Raw genomic sequence first — 18,806 nt, 5'->3', positions numbered from 1 at the left:
TTGTTAAAGATTGTTCCATTTCTTGGTCGAACTAACTAAATTGCGTGCAAAGAAAGCACCCTCAATCCATGAAGCAATACCACGATTTAATGAGAAAAATCCTTGAAGAAGGAACTCAAAAAGGCGATAGAACCGGTACAGGAACCAGAAGTATTTTTGGGCATCAAATGCGTTTTGATTTATCTGAAGGATTTCCTTTGGTTACTACCAAAAAACTGCATTTGAGATCTATCATTGTGGAATTATTATGGTTTTTAAGAGGAGATTCTAACATTGGCTATTTGAAAGAAAACAAAGTCTCAATTTGGGATGAATGGGCAGATGAAAATGGTGATTTAGGACCTGTCTATGGATATCAATGGAGACATTGGCCAGATGGTAAGGGTGGAGAAATAGACCAAATCAAAAATTTGATCCATCAAATAAAAACTAAGCCGGATAGTAGAAGGCATATCGTCAGTGCCTGGAATGTTGCCGATGTGGACCAAATGGCACTTCCGCCTTGTCACACCATCTTCCAATTCTATGTAGCTGATGGAAAACTTTCTTGTCAACTTTACCAAAGAAGTGCAGATGTATTTTTGGGTGTTCCTTTTAATATTGCTTCTTATGCTTTATTTACAATGATGATCGCCCAAGTCTGTGATCTAAAGCTGGGAGATTTTGTGCATACTTTTGGAGATGCTCATTTGTATTCCAATCATATTGAGCAAGCAGAACTGCAATTAACCAGAGACCTCAGACCACTTCCAACTATGAAAATCAATCCGGAAGTAAAAGACATATTCTCTTTTAAATTAGAAGATTTTGAATTGGTTGGTTATGATCCTCATCCACATATCAAAGCGGCAGTAGCCGTGTAGTATCTAGTGCATTAGCTTTTGTTTTTTTGACCTATTAAAAGAGCCCTTGAGAAGATTTTTTCTCAAGGGCTCTTGCACTATTCAAGTATTGAAAGGAATCGATCAAGTTCAGTTTGATTATTCCAAATGAGTGAATGGGAATGCCCAAAATGATTTAAAAAAATAGAGTATTCCTTTGTCTTTATACAATGAGTCGCCTTTTCATCTCCCTCAAGATTATATTTTTTAAAGAAGCTAATTACATATTGACAATGAAAATCACCATAATCATATTTTCTTGTGAAAATCGCAAAAGTTTTTCCGTCTGCACTATAGGTATAAATACTTACCGAACGATTTTGATGTTTAGTCACATATCGCTTTACCAGGTAGTTTTTATGATGCACTGAAAAGCATGCTTCATGAGTAGGTATTAAGCTCTCAACTGATTTTTTTTTCTCTTCCCAAAAGGGTTTAAAATCAACATGCTCTAAAGATTTAATTGGAGATTTAAGAAGCTCATGCTTTATACTTCTTAAATGTGCCAGAGGATCTAACTTTGTAAACTTTTTTTGGTATGCCAACTTTATCTCTATTTCTCCAATGGTTACCTTTTTATTCTTGTAGCCAGTTACAATTGATTTAATTTTATTGTACATAAAAAGTGTTTGATAGAATAGTTTAGTTAATAAGTCTTAAATATAAACTAAAAAATAGTTAATGTACTTAAAAATATATTTTAAAAACTGATGTTTTAATTACATGGCATAAAAAAAGGTCTGGATTTACTCCAGACCCTTTAAACTTGAATATCAATTTTGCCTAATTATCACTCAGTTCATATTTGAGTGTCTTCCCTTTTTCAACAGCCGGAAGTCCTTCGGTCATCCACAAGGGAGCCGGAGCTCCTTTCAGATAATGATCAAAGAATTGACTCAATCTCATGGATAAATCCTTGCGATTTCTTCGATTGACCAAATTGTGGTCTTCTCCATTGTATTGTAATAACCAAGCAGGTTTATTTAATCGCTTTAAAGCCATAAACATTTCTATCCCCTGATACCATGGAACAGCTCCATCTTCATCATTATGCATGATTAGCACTGGTGTTTCAACTCTATCCATAAAAAATAAAGGGGAGTTCTCTATATAATAAAGAGGCTTCTGCCATAAAGTACCACCGATTCTTGATTGAGTTTGTTCGTATTGAAACATCCTACTCATACCTGTACCCCAACGGATCCCACCATAGGCTGAAGTCATATTTACTACTGGAGCTCCCGCCCCCGCAGCTTTGAACATATTGGTCTGCGTAATTAAATAGGCCACCTGATATCCGCCCCAACTCTGACCTTGAATTGCCATATTATCTGCATCCACAAACCCTTTAGCTACCACGGTTTGTACACCAGGAATTATACAGTTATATGCACTTGGCCCTGGTAGTCCCAACTCATACTTAATATCTGGAACAAAGACTAGATACTCATTACTTACAAAATATGGGATATTGATAGTGGAAGCACTTGGAGCAGGTGACCGATATGAATATAGCCCATCACTACTTCTTTCATAAAAATAGACCATCATCGGATACTTCTTGTTAGGATCAAAATTTTCAGGTTTGAACAATATCCCTTGAAGTGGTGTACCATCATTAGCTAAATAAGAAACCAATTCTGATGTACCCCAATTGATACTTGCTTGCTGAGGATTCAGATGAGATGCTTTGGTTAGATTCTTAAAGGTCAAATCTGTCAGGTATACATCTGGGTTTTCTACATAAGTTGACTTTCTTACCAACACCTCCTCAGAATTTTTGGCCTTTGTCAATCCATAATAACGATTTGGTGTAAAAATAAGCTTTTTAGGTGCGGTATTCGCATCTACTTTTGTTGAATAATACCCAGCTTCTTTGGTCATTTCATTGAATGCATTTAGTATCACCGGTTCTTCCGGATCAATACTCAACACTTCCCTATCAAGAACCTCCATCCTAAATTCCATCTTATTCTTTCTTCCTTCTCCTAATGTAATCCTAGATGCTGTTGATGGATTTTTTGGGTCAATTTTCCAGATATCATAGCGGTCATTTATCAATATAGCCGCATCCTCATCCAACCAACCGCTTGTACCATAACTTCCAGGATTCGATGGAGAATCGTGGAGTTCTTCATAAAAAGGCACATCAAGACCAGCAGTTAAATTGATTTTTTCCTCATTCTGAATATCATAAGCTACCCATACACTATCACTACCTGCATACCAGTAAACATACTTACCTCCAGGAGAAATACTAGGAAAACCACTTACATCTTTTTCAATGAGTTTTCTAGTTCCATCCGTAAAATCAACTAAATAAACATCCCTTCCAATTTGAATATCCCAGCTATAATTTCTTTCATAAGGTGCATTGGTAGTTCCTAATCCAAAGTCTCTGGTAACTTTATTCTCCAAAGAGACATCTTGTAAATCAGGAGTTTCTAATTGAGAGATTTTTCCGGAATTCAAATCCATTGTGGCCAAATAAGACCTTTTTTCTTCTCTAGACTTTCTTTTTAATTGCATAGGTTGAATTTGGGAATCCTGCCATCCCCAAATATCCAATCTTGGTCTTTCATCCTCCAAAATGGTACTATCCTCTTCATATGGGTAATCGATGTATTCAGGAGCTACCCCAAAAAATATTCTGGATTCATCTTCAGAAAACTTCAGAGAACCATTTTCACTGATCCTACCATTTTCTAAAATACCATTGGTATTCTCATCAGCAATTTGACTTAAACTCTTATTTTCAATATCAAAAAGCTGAAGTTGATAATAAGGCTTTTTAGCTTTTGTGGAATCATCGGAGGTCAGGAATGCCAAATACTTTGACTGGGGAGAAAACTTATTCATGGTATAAGATGTCATCCCTTGATGGATTTCATGACTTTCCCCTGTTGCTAGGTTCAAAATATGAATTGCAGCATTGTCCAAGGTATCTTCCTCTGCCAATTCAAAGTGCAAATGATCACCATTTGGAGCAAATCCGTAGGATTTTACTCGTTCAAACTCAAAAGACTTGTCTCCTGTTAGACTTCGAACAAGCAGCTTTGTTCCATCTGTTTTTTTAGTTTTTTCTTCTTTGGAAGTGGAATCTGCTGGATCTTTCTTCGCAGGTTTTTCTTTTTCAAAGAGAATGGCCACCCAGCTGCCTTTTTCGCTTGGAGTATCAAAGGACTTTACCCTTGCATATTTTTCTATTTCTCCAGAGCTCATTTCATAAATGAAAAGACTGTCTGTTGGCATATCTTCCTTTTTTGTCTTTTTCACTTTTAACAGATGAACCGTATCTTCTTGCGGAGCAATTTTACCTACTACAAATTGATCATCTGCAGTGAAACTAAAAGAGGTGCCTCTTGGAATAACATATTTATTATTCGGGTTTTTAAAAGGGAAAATTTCAATTCTCCCGTCCCCTTCCTGGGGGGAAATCTGATAACTAACCCAAAGTCCATCCTTGGTAATTTTTTCAGACCTAAGACTTTCCCATCCATCGTAATCTTTGTGCGTTAAGGATCTTTTCTGTTGAGCCTCCAGATGATTTATAATCCCAACAAAAAAGAAACAAATCACTACTATTTTTTTAAGCATAGTTTCTTATTTTAAAGTAAATTCTTTCTCAAAATACCCACCTCTCGTAGAGGATAAACTAATTTTTCCAGAAACTTCTTCCGATGTTTCCACTTTCACTTTGAAGGTGACTGATTTCTTCTCTCCTACCCCCGTATATCCAGCATAGATAGTTTTATCATACAATTCGGGAGTAATGATTTTAACCTTGGCATTCTCATACCCTTCTGTCAATTCTTTTTCAAAGGTTAAGGAGACCCTATCCTCTTGAACGATTTTGACCAATTTGGCTTGTTCCAATGCTACAGGTAAACTTCCTGTATTCTCCCAATTTAATGTGATTTCAAACTCCCCATCTCCTAAATTAGCTACCTCCACGGAAGAAACCGTCAACTGGGGCAGCTTCTTGGCCATAGCAAGATTAAATAGTGCCTGCTTTTTCGCCCAATTTTCTAATTGCCATGTAGGTCCATTTTGTCCAAAGAACTTTGGATGAAACCCACCAATTTCTACTTCCCCTAAAACGGGGTGTTGGAAAGGTGTCCAAGATTTAAATCCTTTTCCTCCATTTTCCTCTTCATCCCATCTTAGACCATCAAAATCATCATAGATTCCATCTCCATTGTAATCCTTCATCGCACCATTATTCCAAAGCTCATCCCCATACCAGATACTTCCATAATAGAAGTACCCAAAATCAGGTCCATGACCAAACAAGGGGCTTGGTTTTAAAGGATCTCCTGTCATGCTATTTACTTTGTATCTAGTGGCATACGTTTCATATACATCTCCAGCCCAAGGATAGGCCGTGAAGGACAAACCTAATTCATCCATTTCTTTATAAATCTCCAAATCTTTCGGATACATTCTTTCCTCTGCTTTGGAGGTAGAAGGTGCTCTCAAATGCATAGGAACTCTCGTATCCATTGAATTGACCACTGAGATATTTGGATGGCTCAGCATCCATAATACGGTATATCTAGATTCCAGCTCACTCATTGGGTATTCTCCAGCTCCATATTGGGTGTACCCACGCCCTGTTAAATCTCCACCAATATCCGGCCTCCAGTTTTCTGGGTAATTCCTATGTAAGTCCAAGCCACCAATGCCATCTTCATTATATGAACCATCTCCATCATTATCAAATCCCTCGGTATACACCAAGTAATCACCTTTTCCAGGAAAAGTTCTTTTCATTAATTTTTGGCTAGGATCTTCCGGATCAACAATGAAATTGGCCTTCTTCTTCTCTTCTTCCGTTACCGCCTTTTTCCTCATCTGATAAATAATACCATCTCCATCCAAATCTTCTTCTGGATCTTCATCAATCAATCCATCCCTGTCATTGTCATGAGGTTTTACCGTACTCCTATTTCTTTGTTCCGTCCTTAAGTAAAGATTTGATCCATCCGGATTGTTTTGAGGTCGCAGGTATATTGCCTTGGTATCTACCAGTTTTGTGATTTCCGGATCAGCACCATAATTTTCAAGTATGTGCTGGGTTAGCCAAAGAATAGATTCACTGGAGGTAATTTCTCCCGAATGTCTTCCTCCTTCAAAGTAGGCTGCGGGCTTGTCGGTATCTTTTCCTGTTTCCTTATTGGTTATGGTCATTTGAAGGATGGGTCTTCCTTCAAAAGATTTCCCGACTTCATAAACATCCACGATTTCGGGATATTGTTCAGCCCAGATATTATACCAATAATACATTACATCTACCGTGTGGTATTGGTCAAATGTAAGTTGGTCTCCTGGAGTATATTGTACTTCGGGAAAGGTGAATTTTTTAAAAAATGAAGGTCCGTGCCGTTCTCCTGACACCGTATAAAACTTGGATTTGGAGTTTTCTTCTGGAAATGTTTTGTCTGGAGCAAATGATTTTACTTGGGAAAATAAAGCATTTGCAGACAAAGCAAAGCAGATAATCAGTAACGTTTTTCTCATTTGGTCTGTGGTTGTTTTACTCAAAATAAATAGAGTAGAAATAAACCACCCAACCGCTCAAAAAAAAGCCTGGATTATTTGAAGGTAAGTTATTTTCGAATTGTTAATTCAAAAACTTCAGGATTATAATAAGCATACCCAGGTACTGGTTTGCAATCCGGAAGTTTACGAAGCATGTGATCCAATCGCTCTTTTAGGCCATTATCCACATCACCTAAAATTTCGAAACCACTCAATCTACCTTTCGAATTGATTTGAAGTAATACTTTCACTTCCTCTAAGGCAGCAGATTTTTTTGTCCTAAAAAGAAATGGGGAATAACTATCAATCATTTCCAGTGTATACTCTGGCCATGTCCAATGCGAATTTAAATTTCTGGCAACATTTTCCTCGATCATTGTCAGCGGTTCTATTTTTAATTTTTTCGCTTCCAACCCTTCATCCTCCACACTTTCCTCTTCCAAGTTGCGAAAACTTAATCGATTATATTGGATGTAATTGATTCTGGTATCCGGGAAATCACCGGAAATTTGTGCTTTTAATTCACCACTGGATAATGGAAACAAGACAGCAAGCCCCAAAAGAGCGAAATAAGAAAAAATACGAAAAATTACTTTTGCGTTCATAGTCATGTAATATTCAACAAAAATACACCAATAAAACTTTCAAATGCAATTTTTTGTATTTTAAATTTACTTTTGGAAACAAAAAAGTCTCGCCATCAGCAAGACCCTTTTCAGAATATAAACCCAAATATAACTTTAGAGATTAAAAGTTTCTAGTTTTTTTTAATCAAACATTTGGCTAAATGAAAATCAGCCAATTTTAATTTGACTATTCAAGATGAAAACAAAATATTCAACTATTGTTCCATCTCGAACCCAAAGTAAATAGATTTATAATTCAATTACAAATTGAAAAAAAAATTTTGGTATTTTTTGAAGAACCTCTAATTTACAGGCACATTCATTAACAATCATCTAAATCCAATAACCGAAAATGGATAAAATTTTAGATATCGACAACATAGACCTAAAAATCATCTCATTATTAAACGAAGATGCAAAGACTCCTTACACGGAAATTGCCAAAAAAGTTTTCGTTTCATCTGGTACAGTTCACGTACGAATGAAGAAGTTGGAGGATATGGGTATTGTGAAAAGCGCCACACTTAACATAGACTTCTCGAAATTAGGTTATGATATTTCTGCATTCTTGGGAATCTATCTTGAAAAGAGTTCTCTTTATGATAATGTAATTGAAAAATTAAAAACCATTTCTGAGGTAGTTAGTGCCTACTACACTACAGGTAATTATTCCATTTTTGCAAAGATTATCTGTCGTGACACCAATCACTTGCGCTTGGTTTTAGACAATATCCAAAAAGTAGAAGGAATAGACAGAACCGAAACTTTAATCGTGCTGGAGGAGAGTATTAATCGACCAATTCAATTCTTCGATAAAGAGAAATGACTCTATTTGGATTAAATCCAAATAAATAAAATTCAGTCTTTTGAGACTTTTCAAAAAAAATAAGTGTTGAAAATTCAACACTTATTTTTTGCTTTTATAAGGCCAATTTGAAGCGAAACACCGCTTTTTATTGATTTATTATATCAATCATAGATTTTTCGAATAATTCTGAACATAATTTTTTCATTATATGTTGTACCTTCGCAGTTAAAATGTAATTAGTCTAAATAACTTAGCTAATATGAGCAAAGACAATCAGATTTTAGAAGAATTTACCTCCAAAGAGTACGAACATGGGTGGTCTGTAAATTTTGAGGCCGATGAAGCCCCTATCGGACTCAATGAAGAAATCATTAAGTGGATTTCTGCCAAGAAGGAAGAACCACAATGGTTACTTGAGTGGAGATTGAAGGCTTTCAAAACCTGGCAAAATATGACAGAGCCCAATTGGGCCAATGTCACTTACCCTAAAATTGACCTTCAGAGTTTACGATATTATTCAGCACCGAAGCAAAATAATAAACCTAAATCATTAGATGAAGTAGACCCAGAACTGCTTCAGATCTATGAAAGATTAGGAATCAATCTTAATGAGCAAAAGAAACTTCAAGGAATCGCTGTAGACGCAGTATTGGATTCAGTTTCTGTTGCAACGACTTTTAAGGGTACCTTATCTAAACTTGGTATTATTTTCTGCTCCTTTAGTGAAGCTGTCAAAGAACATCCAGAACTGGTAAAAAAATACTTGGGTTCTGTTGTTCCTATGACTGACAATTATTACGCAGCACTAAACTCAGCAGTATTTTCCGATGGTTCATTCTGTTATATTCCTAAAGGAGTAAGATGTCCAATGGAACTATCTACTTATTTCAGAATTAATGCTGCCAATACTGGACAGTTTGAAAGAACTCTTATAGTAGCAGAAGATGATTCTTATGTTTCTTACCTAGAGGGCTGTACTGCTCCTCAAAGAGATGAAAATCAGCTACATGCAGCTGTAGTTGAAATTTATGCTTCCAAAAATGCGGAGGTCAAATATTCAACCGTGCAAAACTGGTTCCCTGGTGATAAAGAAGGAAAAGGCGGTATCTACAATTTTGTAACGAAAAGAGGGATATGCGCCGGAGACAATTCTAAAATATCTTGGACTCAGGTAGAAACTGGTTCAGCAGTTACTTGGAAATACCCTTCTTGCATTTTGAAAGGAGATAACTCAATCGGAGAATTCTACTCTGTAGCAGTTACAAATAATTACCAGCAAGCAGATACTGGGACCAAAATGATACACATTGGTAAAAACACCAAATCTCGGATTGTATCCAAAGGTATCTCTGCAGGAAAATCACAAAACTCATATAGAGGACAAGTTCAAGTGATGAAAAGAGCAGATAATGCTAGAAATTTCTCACAGTGCGACTCTCTGTTAATGGGTGATAAATGTGGAGCTCATACATTCCCATACATCGACATCAACAATTCTACTGCGAAAGTTGAACATGAGGCAACTACTTCAAAAATTGGAGAAGATCAGCTATTCTATTGTAATCAGCGAGGTATTTCTACTGAAGATGCAGTAGCCCTGATTGTTAATGGTTATGCGAAAGAAGTATTGAATCAATTGCCGATGGAATTTGCAGTTGAAGCCCAAAAGTTACTAGCACTAACACTTGAAGGCTCTGTAGGATAAGTGAGTTTAAAAATTAGAAATTGAAAGATTAATACGAATATGTTAAGTATAAAAAACCTGCATGCCTCTATCGAAGGAACACCTATTTTGAGAGGTATCAATTTGGAAGTTAAAGCTGGTGAAGTCCATGCGATTATGGGACCAAATGGTTCCGGTAAATCTACCTTGGCTTCTGTATTGGCTGGAAGAGAAGAATATGAGGTTACTGAAGGAGAAGTATCTTTCAAAGGAAAAGACCTTTTAGATCTAGCTCCTGAAGATAGAGCAAGAGAAGGAGTATTTCTTGCATTTCAATATCCTGTAGAAATTCCCGGGGTAAGCTCCACTAATTTTCTTAGAACTGCTGTAAACCAAGTAAGAGAGTACAGAGGTTTGGAATCTTTGGATGCCGTGAAGTTCTTGACCATGATGAAAGAAAAAATGAAGTTGGTAGAAATCGACCAAAAACTTCTAAGTAGGTCATTGAATGAAGGTTTTTCAGGAGGTGAGAAGAAAAGAAATGAAATTTTCCAGATGGCAATGCTTGAACCTACGCTTTCCATTTTGGATGAAACCGATTCAGGCTTGGATATCGATGCATTAAGAATAGTTTCAAATGGAGTGAACCAATTGAAATCCAAGGATAATGCAACTATCGTAGTAACTCACTACCAACGTTTATTGGATTACATTGTACCTGATTTTGTACATGTGCTTTACAAAGGAAAAATTGTAAAATCCGGTACTAAGGATCTGGCTTTGGAACTGGAAGAAAAAGGCTACGACTGGATTAAAGAAGCCGTAGATTCTGAGGCAACTGTCTGATATTCCCATCAACCCCAAAAACATGAGTACGCTGACTAAGGAAAATCTATTTGAAGGATTTTTGGAATCTTCTTTTGCCGGATTTGAAAATATCAGGAAAGAAGGAAAAGTCTGCTTTACCAAGCAAGGACTTCCAACCCTCAAATCAGAAGAATATAAATTTACTTCAATCGCCAAAAAGCTGGAGCAATCTCTCACTTCTATTACCGGAGCTAAGCCATTTGAGGTCAGTTCTGAAGAAGTAAAAGCTGCTATTCCCACGGGATTTGACGGTTCAGTATTGGTATTTGCCAATGGACATTTACAAAACCACTTGTGTCTGGAAGTAGAAAAACTAAACTTCTCTTCTTTAAATGAGAAATCAGATTTAGCCATTGGAAGTATTGCTAAGGCTGAAAAAGATCCTTTTGCTGCCCTAAATCAAGCATCTTTCGAAGGTGGAGTTTATATTTCCATCCCTAAAAAAGAAGTAGTAGAAAAGCCTATTCTTTTGCTTTCTTTTATCAAGAGCAATGAGGGCGATGTTATTTCTCCAAGAGTATGGATTGAAGCAGGTGACTTTGCAGAGGTAACTTTTATAACCCACACTATTAATAATAGTGACAAGCCTTATTTTGTCAATAAAGTAGTGGAAATCAAAGGTGGCTTAAACTCTCAGATTAGATATTATAGATTGCAAAATGAAGGAAAGAATGCAATCGAGGTAAGCAATATTGAAACAAACCTACTTCAAGATTCCCGATTTACTTCTGTTACTATTTCCCTATCTGGAGAAATGGTAAGAAATAACCTTTCCCTGAATCTTCTGGGGAGCAATTCAGAAGGAAACATGTATGGAATTTATCTTTTGAATGGTAAAACACATGTAGATAATCATACCAATGTGGACCACACCATTCCCCACGCAGAATCCAATGAATTATATAAAGGAATCTTAGCAGATCAGTCCAGAGGGGTTTTCAACGGTAAAATCTTTGTTAGACAGGATGCTCAAAAAACGAATGCATTCCAACAAAACAATAACATCCTTCTTTCCGAAGATGCAATTGTCAATACGAAACCACAATTGGAAATTTGGGCAGATGATGTGAAGTGTTCCCATGGATGTACTACTGGACAATTGGACGAGGAGGCTTTATTTTACCTTCAAGCGAGAGGAATCGATAAATTACAAGCTAAAGGATTACTTCTTTATGCATTCGCTGGAGAAGTATTGGAACATATCCAAAATGACAGCTTTAGAGAGTATTGCATCAACTTGGTACAAAATAGACTTGGGAGTAATTTCTAATTATTGAATGAGTTTCCCTATTGATAAAATTAGACAGATGTTCCCTATACTTCATCAAGAGGTACATGGGAAGCCTTTGATCTATTTTGACAATGCAGCCACCACGCAGAAGCCACAAACGGTCATTGACTCTTTGAGTGGATATTATCTTCATGACAATGCCAATATTCATAGAGGGGCTCATGCCTTAGCTGATCGATCTACCCGATATTTTGAGGATTCGAGAGAGGCTGTTCAGCATTTTATTAATGCCAGGGAATCTGCCGAAATTATCTTCACAAAAGGCACGACAGAAAGCATCAATTTAGTTGCCTACACTTTTGGAAGAAAATTCATCAACGAAGGTGATGAAATCATAATTTCCACGTTAGAGCATCATTCCAACATAGTTCCGTGGCAAATACTTTGCGAAGAAAAAGGGGCGATATTAAAGGTAATCCCCATCAATGATGCCGGAGAGATCCTTTTTGAAGAGTTTGAAAAACTTCTTAGCCCAAAAACCAAATTGGTCAGTGTGGTACACGCTTCAAATGCGTTGGGCACTATCAATCCAGTAGAACGGGTTATTGAAGCTGCTCATAAAGCAGGAGCCAAAGTCCTGTTGGATGGAGCGCAATCTACCAGTCATTTGGAAATAGATGTCCAAAAATTGAACTGTGATTTCCTCGCTTTATCTGCACATAAATTATACGGGCCTACTGGCCTTGGCGTACTTTATGGTAAAAGAGAATTATTAGAGTCTATGCCTCCTTTCCAGGGTGGGGGTGAAATGATCAAGGAGGTAAGTTTTGAGAAGACTACTTTCAATGATATTCCTTTCAAATTTGAAGCTGGAACTCCAAACATAGGAGACGTCATTGCATTTAAGTATGCATTGGATTTTATCCGTGAAATTGGAAAATCTAAAATTAAAGAGCATGAAGATAGTTTGTTGGCTTATGCCAATGAATTACTTTTGCCGATCAAAGGTTTTATCCCCGTGGGAACAGCCTCTAATAAAGTAAGTGTGCTGTCATTTAATATCAATGGAATGCATCCCTTTGATGTAGGCGTGATGTTGGATGCAAGAGGAATTGCCGTAAGAACTGGTCATCATTGTACTCAACCTTTAATGAAAAGACTTGGTCTCGAGGGAACTGTTAGAGCTTCGTTTGCTGTTTACAATTCCAAATCAGAAATTGAACAACTAGCAGAAGGCGTCGCCAGAATCGCAAGAATAAAAAATAAATGAGCAGTATTCAGGAAATTCAAAATGAAATAATCAGTGAATTTGAAATCCTCGGGGATGACAAAGAGAGTACCATTTTTTATATAATGGAACTTGGTGCCAACCTTGAAAGTTTTCCTGATAGTGAGCGAGTGGAAGAAAATATCATCAAGGGTTGCCAATCTAAAGTTTGGTTAATCGCGGATGACAAAGATGGAAGAGTCCATTATCAAGCCGACTCGAATACTGATATTACCAAAGGTCTGATTTCGTTATTAATCAGAGTTCTAAATGATCGGACCCCAAAGGAAATCATCGACGCTAATTTAGATTTTATCAATCGAATAGGCATGGGTGGCATTATTGGAAGTCAACGCTCCAATGGGCTGGCTGCAATGATCAAACAAATGAAATTGTATGCATTGGCCTTACAAACCAAACAAAACGCCTAATTCATGGAAACTGAAAACAATACAAGTGTGGGACAAATAACAGATTTGAAGGAGAAAGTTGTTACTGCTATCAAACAGGTTTATGATCCTGAAATACCTGTAGACGTTTATGAATTAGGGTTAATTTATGAGATAACAGTATATCCCGTAAATAATGTCTATGTACTTATGACATTAACCTCTCCAAATTGCCCTTCGGCAGAATTTATCCCATCAGAAGTGAAGGATAAAATCCAGCAGATTCAGGGAATTAGTAATGTAGAAGTTGAACTTACTTTTGATCCGCCTTATTCTCAAGATATGATGTCTGAAGCAGCGAAATTAGAATTAGGTTTTTTATAAATAGACTTTAAATAATAGAACATATGTATCCAGAAGAATTAATTGCTCCAATGAGAGCAGAACTTTCTAATGAAGGTTTTGAGGAGTTTAGAACAGCCGAAATTGTTGCTGAAAAACTTGGTCCAGACCAAAAAGGAACCACATTTGTAGTAGTAAACTCAGTATGTGGGTGTGCAGCAGGTGCTGCAAGACCTGGAGTGAAATATGCTTTAGATCATGCAAAAGTAAAACCTGATGTCCTAGGAACTGTATTTGCAGGAAATGATAGAGAGGCAGTCGATAAGTTCAGAGAGATCGTGCTTCCTTACCCTCCATCTTCTCCAGCTATGGCCTTATTCAAAGACGGTGAATTAGTTCATTTTATTGAGCGTCACCACATCGAGGGAAGAAATGCCAAAATGATCGGAGACCACCTAGTGGAAGTATTTGAGCACTTTTGTGCTTAATAAAAATAGCCCTGCGGGGCTTTTTTTATTCAACTATTGGAGATAGTAGATATCTGGGATAAAAAACATGCAGTTAATTATTCAAAATATCCTATAAACTTTCTGCGATTAAGTCAGTTTATCAATTAATCGAAGAATTATATCTCCCTTAATACAATTATCATCCAAAAAACAACATGCTTTTATTAACTTAAGCCCGAAATTCTAAGTTTTTTCTAAAGAGCAATCCAAACAAACCTGTTATATGTCTGAATCCGCTAAGTTGTCCTACAAAGGACAAGAGTATGAATTCCCGGTAATTACCGGCACAGAAAATGAATCTGCAATTGACATTGCAAAGCTTCGAGGAGCTTCCGGTTTAATCACCCTTGATCCGGGATTTAAAAACACTGGTTCAACTACCAGTGCAATTACATTTTTAGATGGTGAAGAAGGTATCCTTCGCTACAGAGGTTATAAAATTGAAGATCTTGCAGAAAAGTCAACTTTCCTAGAGGTCGCCTACTTATTAATTTATGGTGAGCTTCCTACGCAGGCTGAGTATGAATCCTTTTCTAAAGAAATCACTCACCATACGCTAGTACACGAAGATATCAAAAAAATTCTGGAAGGTTTCCCTTCTAATTCTCACCCAATGGGAGTACTTTCTTCTTTGATTTGTTCTTTGACTGCTTTCTATCCAGAATCATTGAACCCGAATAGAAGTGAGGATGAAGTAAATATGAGCATTATTCGATTGCTAGCGAAAATGCCAACTTTTGCTACATGGGCATATAAAAATGAAATTGGACATCCAGTAAATTACCCTGACAATTCATTGGATTACTGTTCGAACTTCCTAAAAATGATGTTCGCACTTCCAGCTGAAAAGTACGATGTAGATCCAGTAGTTGCTTCTGCTTTGGATAAATTATTGATTTTACATGCAGACCATGAGCAAAACTGTTCTACTTCTACTGTAAGAATTGTTGGTTCCTCTCAAGCTAGTATTTATGCTTCTATCTCTGCTGGAATCAATGCGCTTTGGGGTCCCCTACACGGTGGAGCGAACCAGTCGGTGATTGAAATGCTTGAAGCGATTAAAGCGGATGGCGGAGATGCTAAGAAATATCTGGACAAAGCAAAAGACAAAAATGATCCATTTAGATTAATGGGCTTTGGACATAGAGTATATAAAAACTTCGATCCAAGAGCAAAAATCATTAAAAAAGCTGCTGATGATGTATTGACCAAATTAGGTGTAAATGACCCGGTCTTGGATATTGCTAAAGAATTGGAGCATGCTGCATTGAATGACCAATACTTTATCGATAGAAAGTTATATCCAAACGTAGACTTTTATTCAGGTATCATCTATAGAGCACTAGGAATTCCTACCGATATGTTTACTGTGATGTTTGCATTAGGAAGACTTCCAGGATGGATTGCGCAATGGAAAGAAATGCGTGAAAATAACGAGCCTATTGGACGTCCAAGACAAGTCTATGTGGGAGCAAACGAACGCGAATATGTTTCCATGAATAAGAGATAATTTATTCCTGAATTACAAAAAAAAAGCCAGCACTAACGCTGGCTTTTTTTATACCTATACATTTCATTAATTCTGAAATTGGCGCAATATTTGGAAACTAAAATAGCCTAAACCAGTTTACTATGAAATTAGAAAATCTACACCAAGCGATTGATTTAACCAAGAAATTTACGCAAAAGCCTTCTAATGAAGAGCTCCTCAAACTATATGGCCTTTATAAGCAGGCCACCGAAGGGGATAATACAGGAGAAAAACCAGGAGGATTCGACTTTAAGGCGGCAGCGAAATACCATAGCTGGCTAAACTTGAAAGGCAAGTCTAAGTCTGAGGCTGAAAAAGAATACATTGAACTGGTAGAAGAGCTTTCTAAGTCTTATTTATAAAAAAAGCAGGTCTGGAAATTTTCAGACCTGCTTTTTTTATCGGTATTATTAAAATCACTTTTTTCCGTATTTAGAACCAAATGGCGTCCTTTTGATCATGTAGTTAATTCCATTTTCATAGGAGTTCACATCACTCCCAAAAACATGTCTGGAATCAGAGTATAAGTTTGTACCCTGGTTATTAAATAATCGGAAGTCCACAGAAGTATCATACTCAATGGTCGTTGAGGAACTTGAAGAGGTAAAAGCACTTCCTTTGGTTCGCTCATCAGTCTTCCCTCTGTTGTAATCTGTTTTTTCTCGCTCTTTGTAAGTAGTGCCTGAGCTGCCATAAGTAGAGGCTCCTTTGTTTGTTAAGTTGACAGTACCATAAACCACATACTCCACCCCCAACAAATTCGCTACTTCTGCAGGTGTCATGGAAGTGATGTTGGATTGGTCAATATTACTCTTCGCTAGCAAGGCGTTGGTGGTCATCGGATCCTGCAACATCAAGTTTCCATATTGCTCTCGAATAGAATTCGCAGTTGTGTTTTGAGCCAGATTACTTAAGGAATTAGAATCCATACTTGGATCATTGCTAATAAACTGAAAAGGTAAAACTGCTATCTTATTATGGGCATCTGCAGCATTTGGAGGAGGAGGTAAAGTGCTTACCGTTGCTCCAGTTTCAGCGACCTCAAATACTTCTTCCCTCCCACTGGAAAATTGGATCTTCGCTAAATCTGTTTTTGGAATTTCATAATCAAATTCTTCGCCTATATACCTGAATTTGACATGTGAAGTTGTAATCCCCGTTACTTTACCTTCTTTTTTCTCCCCACTTTTCAAGAATAAAATATCCGTTTTATCCTGTGCTTGAGCTTCATAACTTAGGGAAAAACCCATCGCGAAAATTAAAAAAAGCACATAAAATGCCCTTTTAAAAGCTTTCATATCTTTTAGAAATTTATTTCAATTGAAAATACAAAATATATAGTTCGATCAAAAAACCGGAAAAAGTAATATTTTGTTTTTAAATCCTTTTACCAAAACTAGATGCTATAATTGACCCTGCTATCAATTGTTGAATATGATAAAGCATGACAGGAAGTAATACCAATCCTAGAATAGCAGGATCAGGGAAAATGACTTTGCCAATCACCACACCTTGAACTAAGGATTTTTTAGATCCGCAAAAAAGAGCGGTAATTTTATCCTCCCTAGAAAACCTCAAAATCCTACTAAGTAGTTCGACCACTCCCATCACCAAAAAGAACAATCCCAACATGGTCACGCTTACCTCAACGAGCGTTGAATAGTTATATGGTGAAAACACATTTTGAGCAAAGGACTCTGCAAAAGAAGTGAAAACAATAATCATAATGACCGTCTGATCCAGATATTTCACCTTCCCTATATGGCTTTGAATTCTTGGGTATAACCAATTATGAGACAATAATCCCACTATAACTGGCAACAATACTTTAACTGATAATTCTCCTAAAGTACCGGCGAAGTCAATCTCAAAATTGGACGAGTTCCCCAACACTTCCATCCAGGCCGGAGTAATAATCACCCCTAACAAACTAGAGATACTTGCATTGAAAATTGCTCCTGGAATATTCCCTTTAGCGATAGAAACCATCACTATCGAAGCGCTCACGGTGGATGGTAAGACAGAAAGATAAGATATCCCAAGTCTAAAATCCTGATTAATAAAAGGAAGAAAGCTGAAAATCAAAAAAACCAGTAGCGGAAATACTAAGAAGGTAGTCAATTGAATCAGTAAATGTAACTTCCAGTTTTTTAATCCTGATTTCAATTGTTGGGGATTTAATTTGACCCCATAAAAGAAAAATACAAATCCAATCCCCACATTGATGATGGGTTTCCAAGGAACCGTAGATTCTGAGGAACCAAAAAACGGGAATAAATAGCCAAAAAAAATCGCAGCAAAAATCCCTAATAAAAACCCATTAATTCCAACCTTATTTAAGGTACTTAGTAATTTTCGAATCATTAGACACCCAACCTACTAAAATTGTCACACAGTATTGCCGTGGCAATTGCTACATTCAATGACTCAGCATTTCCAGAGCCTGGAATTGTTAATTTATTGGTGACCATAGGAGCAAGCTCCTCTGAAATCCCTTTGGACTCATTTCCCATTAATAGAATCCCAGGGTTCACTTGATCTATTTGATGAATATTTTCTCCATCTAAATAAGCTCCATATACAGGACATTGCCATTGATTAAAGACTTTTGCCAAATCCCCATAATAAAACTTCACTCTAGTGAATGATCCCATACTTGCTTGAATTACTTTTGGATTATAAAACTCTGCAGTTTGCTCTGAAAAAAGTAAATGCTTTATCCCATACCAATCAGCAATCCTAATAATTGTACCTAAATTTCCTGGGTCTCTCACATCATCCAATGCAATTACTAACTCTTCTTTTGGTCTTTCAAAATATTGATTGGGCTTCATACAAACTACCGCTAATGCGCTGTCATTACTTTGGAATTGCCCGACACTTTCCAATTGTTTTTGGGTCACATTCAACACCTCACCCCGGAAAGATTGCATGATTTCTTCATTACTTTCCATGAATTGATCTGTTGCAAGCAGCAACTCAATCTTAAAATCCGAATCTATGACCTCTAAAACTGATTTTTCTCCTTCTAAAAAGAACTTTTGTTCTAGGTTTCGGTATTTCTTTTGATGTAAGGTTTTTATAAACTTAACTGTATTTTTGCTAAGCATTCCGATCTGTTCTCCCGTTTTGAAATTCACCAAATATATAC

18 protein-coding genes are annotated in these 18,806 nt (G+C 36.8%); 11 read left to right on the top strand and 7 right to left on the bottom strand.

Going from position 1 to position 18,806, the window contains the following annotated elements:
- Positions 1 to 68: 68 nt before the first annotated feature.
- The gene (locus tag JYB62_RS01480) at positions 69 to 863 is read left to right on the top strand and encodes a thymidylate synthase (protein ID WP_205643676.1); all 795 of its coding nucleotides are present in this window, start codon (positions 69 to 71) and stop codon (positions 861 to 863) included.
- Between the two features lie 77 nt (positions 864 to 940).
- Here JYB62_RS01480 and JYB62_RS01475 read toward each other — a convergent pair whose 3' ends face one another.
- The 4 genes from JYB62_RS01475 to JYB62_RS01460 form a co-directional block, all read right to left on the bottom strand.
- On the bottom strand, positions 941 to 1,501 hold the full coding sequence (locus JYB62_RS01475) for a hypothetical protein (RefSeq protein WP_205643675.1): 561 nt from the start codon (positions 1,499 to 1,501) through the stop codon (positions 941 to 943).
- Between the two features lie 163 nt (positions 1,502 to 1,664).
- Positions 1,665 to 4,478, bottom strand: coding sequence for a S9 family peptidase (locus tag JYB62_RS01470; RefSeq protein ID WP_205643674.1), 2,814 nt, complete (start codon positions 4,476 to 4,478; stop codon positions 1,665 to 1,667).
- 6 nt (positions 4,479 to 4,484) lie between these two features.
- Positions 4,485 to 6,401: a M14 family metallopeptidase gene (locus JYB62_RS01465; RefSeq protein ID WP_205643673.1), complete on the bottom strand. Its 1,917-nt coding sequence runs from the start codon at positions 6,399 to 6,401 to the stop codon at positions 4,485 to 4,487.
- An 89-nt stretch (positions 6,402 to 6,490) separates the two neighbouring features.
- A complete protein-coding gene (locus tag JYB62_RS01460) occupies positions 6,491 to 7,027 on the bottom strand; it encodes a hypothetical protein (RefSeq protein ID WP_205643672.1) in 537 nt (178 codons plus the stop codon).
- 373 nt (positions 7,028 to 7,400) lie between these two features.
- On the opposite strand from JYB62_RS01460, the gene JYB62_RS01455 reads away from it, so the two are divergent.
- The 10 genes from JYB62_RS01455 to JYB62_RS01410 all read left to right on the top strand — a co-directional run bounded on the left by JYB62_RS01455 (position 7,401) and on the right by JYB62_RS01410 (position 16,017).
- Positions 7,401 to 7,874, top strand: a complete 474-nt coding sequence (locus JYB62_RS01455; protein WP_074224734.1) for an Lrp/AsnC ligand binding domain-containing protein — start codon at positions 7,401 to 7,403, stop codon at positions 7,872 to 7,874.
- A gap of 241 nt (positions 7,875 to 8,115) precedes the next feature.
- Positions 8,116 to 9,561, top strand: coding sequence for a Fe-S cluster assembly protein SufB (gene sufB / locus JYB62_RS01450; RefSeq protein WP_205643671.1), 1,446 nt, complete (start codon positions 8,116 to 8,118; stop codon positions 9,559 to 9,561).
- A 39-nt stretch (positions 9,562 to 9,600) separates the two neighbouring features.
- Positions 9,601 to 10,365 (top strand): Fe-S cluster assembly ATPase SufC, encoded by a 765-nt coding sequence (sufC, locus tag JYB62_RS01445; RefSeq protein WP_205643670.1) that lies wholly within the window; start codon positions 9,601 to 9,603, stop codon positions 10,363 to 10,365.
- Positions 10,366 to 10,387: 22 nt separating this feature from the next.
- Entirely contained in the window at positions 10,388 to 11,656 is a 1,269-nt protein-coding gene (gene sufD, locus JYB62_RS01440) for a Fe-S cluster assembly protein SufD (RefSeq protein ID WP_205643669.1), read from the top strand.
- A 7-nt stretch (positions 11,657 to 11,663) separates the two neighbouring features.
- Positions 11,664 to 12,887: a cysteine desulfurase gene (locus JYB62_RS01435; RefSeq protein WP_205643668.1), complete on the top strand. Its 1,224-nt coding sequence runs from the start codon at positions 11,664 to 11,666 to the stop codon at positions 12,885 to 12,887.
- The gene (locus tag JYB62_RS01430) at positions 12,884 to 13,315 is read left to right on the top strand and encodes a SufE family protein (protein WP_205643667.1); all 432 of its coding nucleotides are present in this window, start codon (positions 12,884 to 12,886) and stop codon (positions 13,313 to 13,315) included. Before JYB62_RS01435 ends, JYB62_RS01430 begins: the two co-directional genes overlap by 4 nt.
- Before the next feature lie 3 nt (positions 13,316 to 13,318).
- Positions 13,319 to 13,657 carry a DUF59 domain-containing protein gene (locus JYB62_RS01425; protein ID WP_074224740.1) on the top strand — a complete coding sequence of 113 codons (339 nt, stop codon included), beginning with the start codon at positions 13,319 to 13,321 and terminating at the stop codon, positions 13,655 to 13,657.
- A 23-nt stretch (positions 13,658 to 13,680) separates the two neighbouring features.
- Positions 13,681 to 14,103 (top strand): BrxA/BrxB family bacilliredoxin, encoded by a 423-nt coding sequence (locus JYB62_RS01420; protein WP_205643666.1) that lies wholly within the window; start codon positions 13,681 to 13,683, stop codon positions 14,101 to 14,103.
- A 244-nt stretch (positions 14,104 to 14,347) separates the two neighbouring features.
- Positions 14,348 to 15,634 carry a citrate synthase gene (locus tag JYB62_RS01415; RefSeq protein WP_205643665.1) on the top strand — a complete coding sequence of 429 codons (1,287 nt, stop codon included), beginning with the start codon at positions 14,348 to 14,350 and terminating at the stop codon, positions 15,632 to 15,634.
- 122 nt (positions 15,635 to 15,756) lie between these two features.
- Positions 15,757 to 16,017, top strand: a complete 261-nt coding sequence (locus JYB62_RS01410) for an acyl-CoA-binding protein (protein WP_205643664.1) — start codon at positions 15,757 to 15,759, stop codon at positions 16,015 to 16,017.
- A 54-nt stretch (positions 16,018 to 16,071) separates the two neighbouring features.
- Here the strand turns inward: JYB62_RS01410 and JYB62_RS01405 are convergent, their stop codons facing one another.
- From JYB62_RS01405 to JYB62_RS01395, 3 genes are all read right to left on the bottom strand, one after another.
- On the bottom strand, positions 16,072 to 16,953 hold the full coding sequence (locus JYB62_RS01405) for a hypothetical protein (RefSeq protein WP_205643663.1): 882 nt from the start codon (positions 16,951 to 16,953) through the stop codon (positions 16,072 to 16,074).
- 79 nt (positions 16,954 to 17,032) lie between these two features.
- Positions 17,033 to 18,019 (bottom strand): bile acid:sodium symporter family protein, encoded by a 987-nt coding sequence (locus tag JYB62_RS01400; RefSeq protein ID WP_205643662.1) that lies wholly within the window; start codon positions 18,017 to 18,019, stop codon positions 17,033 to 17,035.
- Positions 18,019 to 18,765, bottom strand: coding sequence for an RNA methyltransferase (locus tag JYB62_RS01395; protein WP_205645380.1), 747 nt, complete (start codon positions 18,763 to 18,765; stop codon positions 18,019 to 18,021). Before JYB62_RS01395 ends, JYB62_RS01400 begins: the two co-directional genes overlap by 1 nt.
- Positions 18,766 to 18,806: the final 41 nt, after the last annotated feature.

It is taken from the genome of Algoriphagus lutimaris (genome assembly GCF_017051705.1).
Taxonomy (GTDB): Bacteria; Bacteroidota; Bacteroidia; order Cytophagales; family Cyclobacteriaceae; genus Algoriphagus; species Algoriphagus lutimaris.
Note: the sequence above shows the minus strand (reverse complement) of the source record. Positions and strands in the feature narration are given on the sequence as shown.

Coding starts and splice junctions, on each gene's coding strand:
- JYB62_RS01435 (WP_205643668.1), top strand. CDS start 11,664: ATGAGTTTCCCTATTGATAAAATTAGACAGATGTTCCCTATACTTCAT.
- sufB (WP_205643671.1), top strand. CDS start 8,116: ATGAGCAAAGACAATCAGATTTTAGAAGAATTTACCTCCAAAGAGTAC.
- JYB62_RS01410 (WP_205643664.1), top strand. CDS start 15,757: ATGAAATTAGAAAATCTACACCAAGCGATTGATTTAACCAAGAAATTT.
- JYB62_RS01425 (WP_074224740.1), top strand. CDS start 13,319: ATGGAAACTGAAAACAATACAAGTGTGGGACAAATAACAGATTTGAAG.
- sufC (WP_205643670.1), top strand. CDS start 9,601: ATGTTAAGTATAAAAAACCTGCATGCCTCTATCGAAGGAACACCTATT.
- JYB62_RS01465 (WP_205643673.1), bottom strand. CDS start 6,401: ATGAGAAAAACGTTACTGATTATCTGCTTTGCTTTGTCTGCAAATGCT.
- JYB62_RS01395 (WP_205645380.1), bottom strand. CDS start 18,765: ATGCTTAGCAAAAATACAGTTAAGTTTATAAAAACCTTACATCAAAAG.
- JYB62_RS01400 (WP_205643662.1), bottom strand. CDS start 18,019: ATGATTCGAAAATTACTAAGTACCTTAAATAAGGTTGGAATTAATGGG.
- JYB62_RS01470 (WP_205643674.1), bottom strand. CDS start 4,478: ATGCTTAAAAAAATAGTAGTGATTTGTTTCTTTTTTGTTGGGATTATA.
- sufD (WP_205643669.1), top strand. CDS start 10,388: ATGAGTACGCTGACTAAGGAAAATCTATTTGAAGGATTTTTGGAATCT.
- JYB62_RS01480 (WP_205643676.1), top strand. CDS start 69: ATGAAGCAATACCACGATTTAATGAGAAAAATCCTTGAAGAAGGAACT.
- JYB62_RS01415 (WP_205643665.1), top strand. CDS start 14,348: ATGTCTGAATCCGCTAAGTTGTCCTACAAAGGACAAGAGTATGAATTC.
- JYB62_RS01455 (WP_074224734.1), top strand. CDS start 7,401: ATGGATAAAATTTTAGATATCGACAACATAGACCTAAAAATCATCTCA.
- JYB62_RS01460 (WP_205643672.1), bottom strand. CDS start 7,027: ATGAACGCAAAAGTAATTTTTCGTATTTTTTCTTATTTCGCTCTTTTG.
- JYB62_RS01430 (WP_205643667.1), top strand. CDS start 12,884: ATGAGCAGTATTCAGGAAATTCAAAATGAAATAATCAGTGAATTTGAA.
- JYB62_RS01405 (WP_205643663.1), bottom strand. CDS start 16,953: ATGAAAGCTTTTAAAAGGGCATTTTATGTGCTTTTTTTAATTTTCGCG.
- JYB62_RS01475 (WP_205643675.1), bottom strand. CDS start 1,501: ATGTACAATAAAATTAAATCAATTGTAACTGGCTACAAGAATAAAAAG.
- JYB62_RS01420 (WP_205643666.1), top strand. CDS start 13,681: ATGTATCCAGAAGAATTAATTGCTCCAATGAGAGCAGAACTTTCTAAT.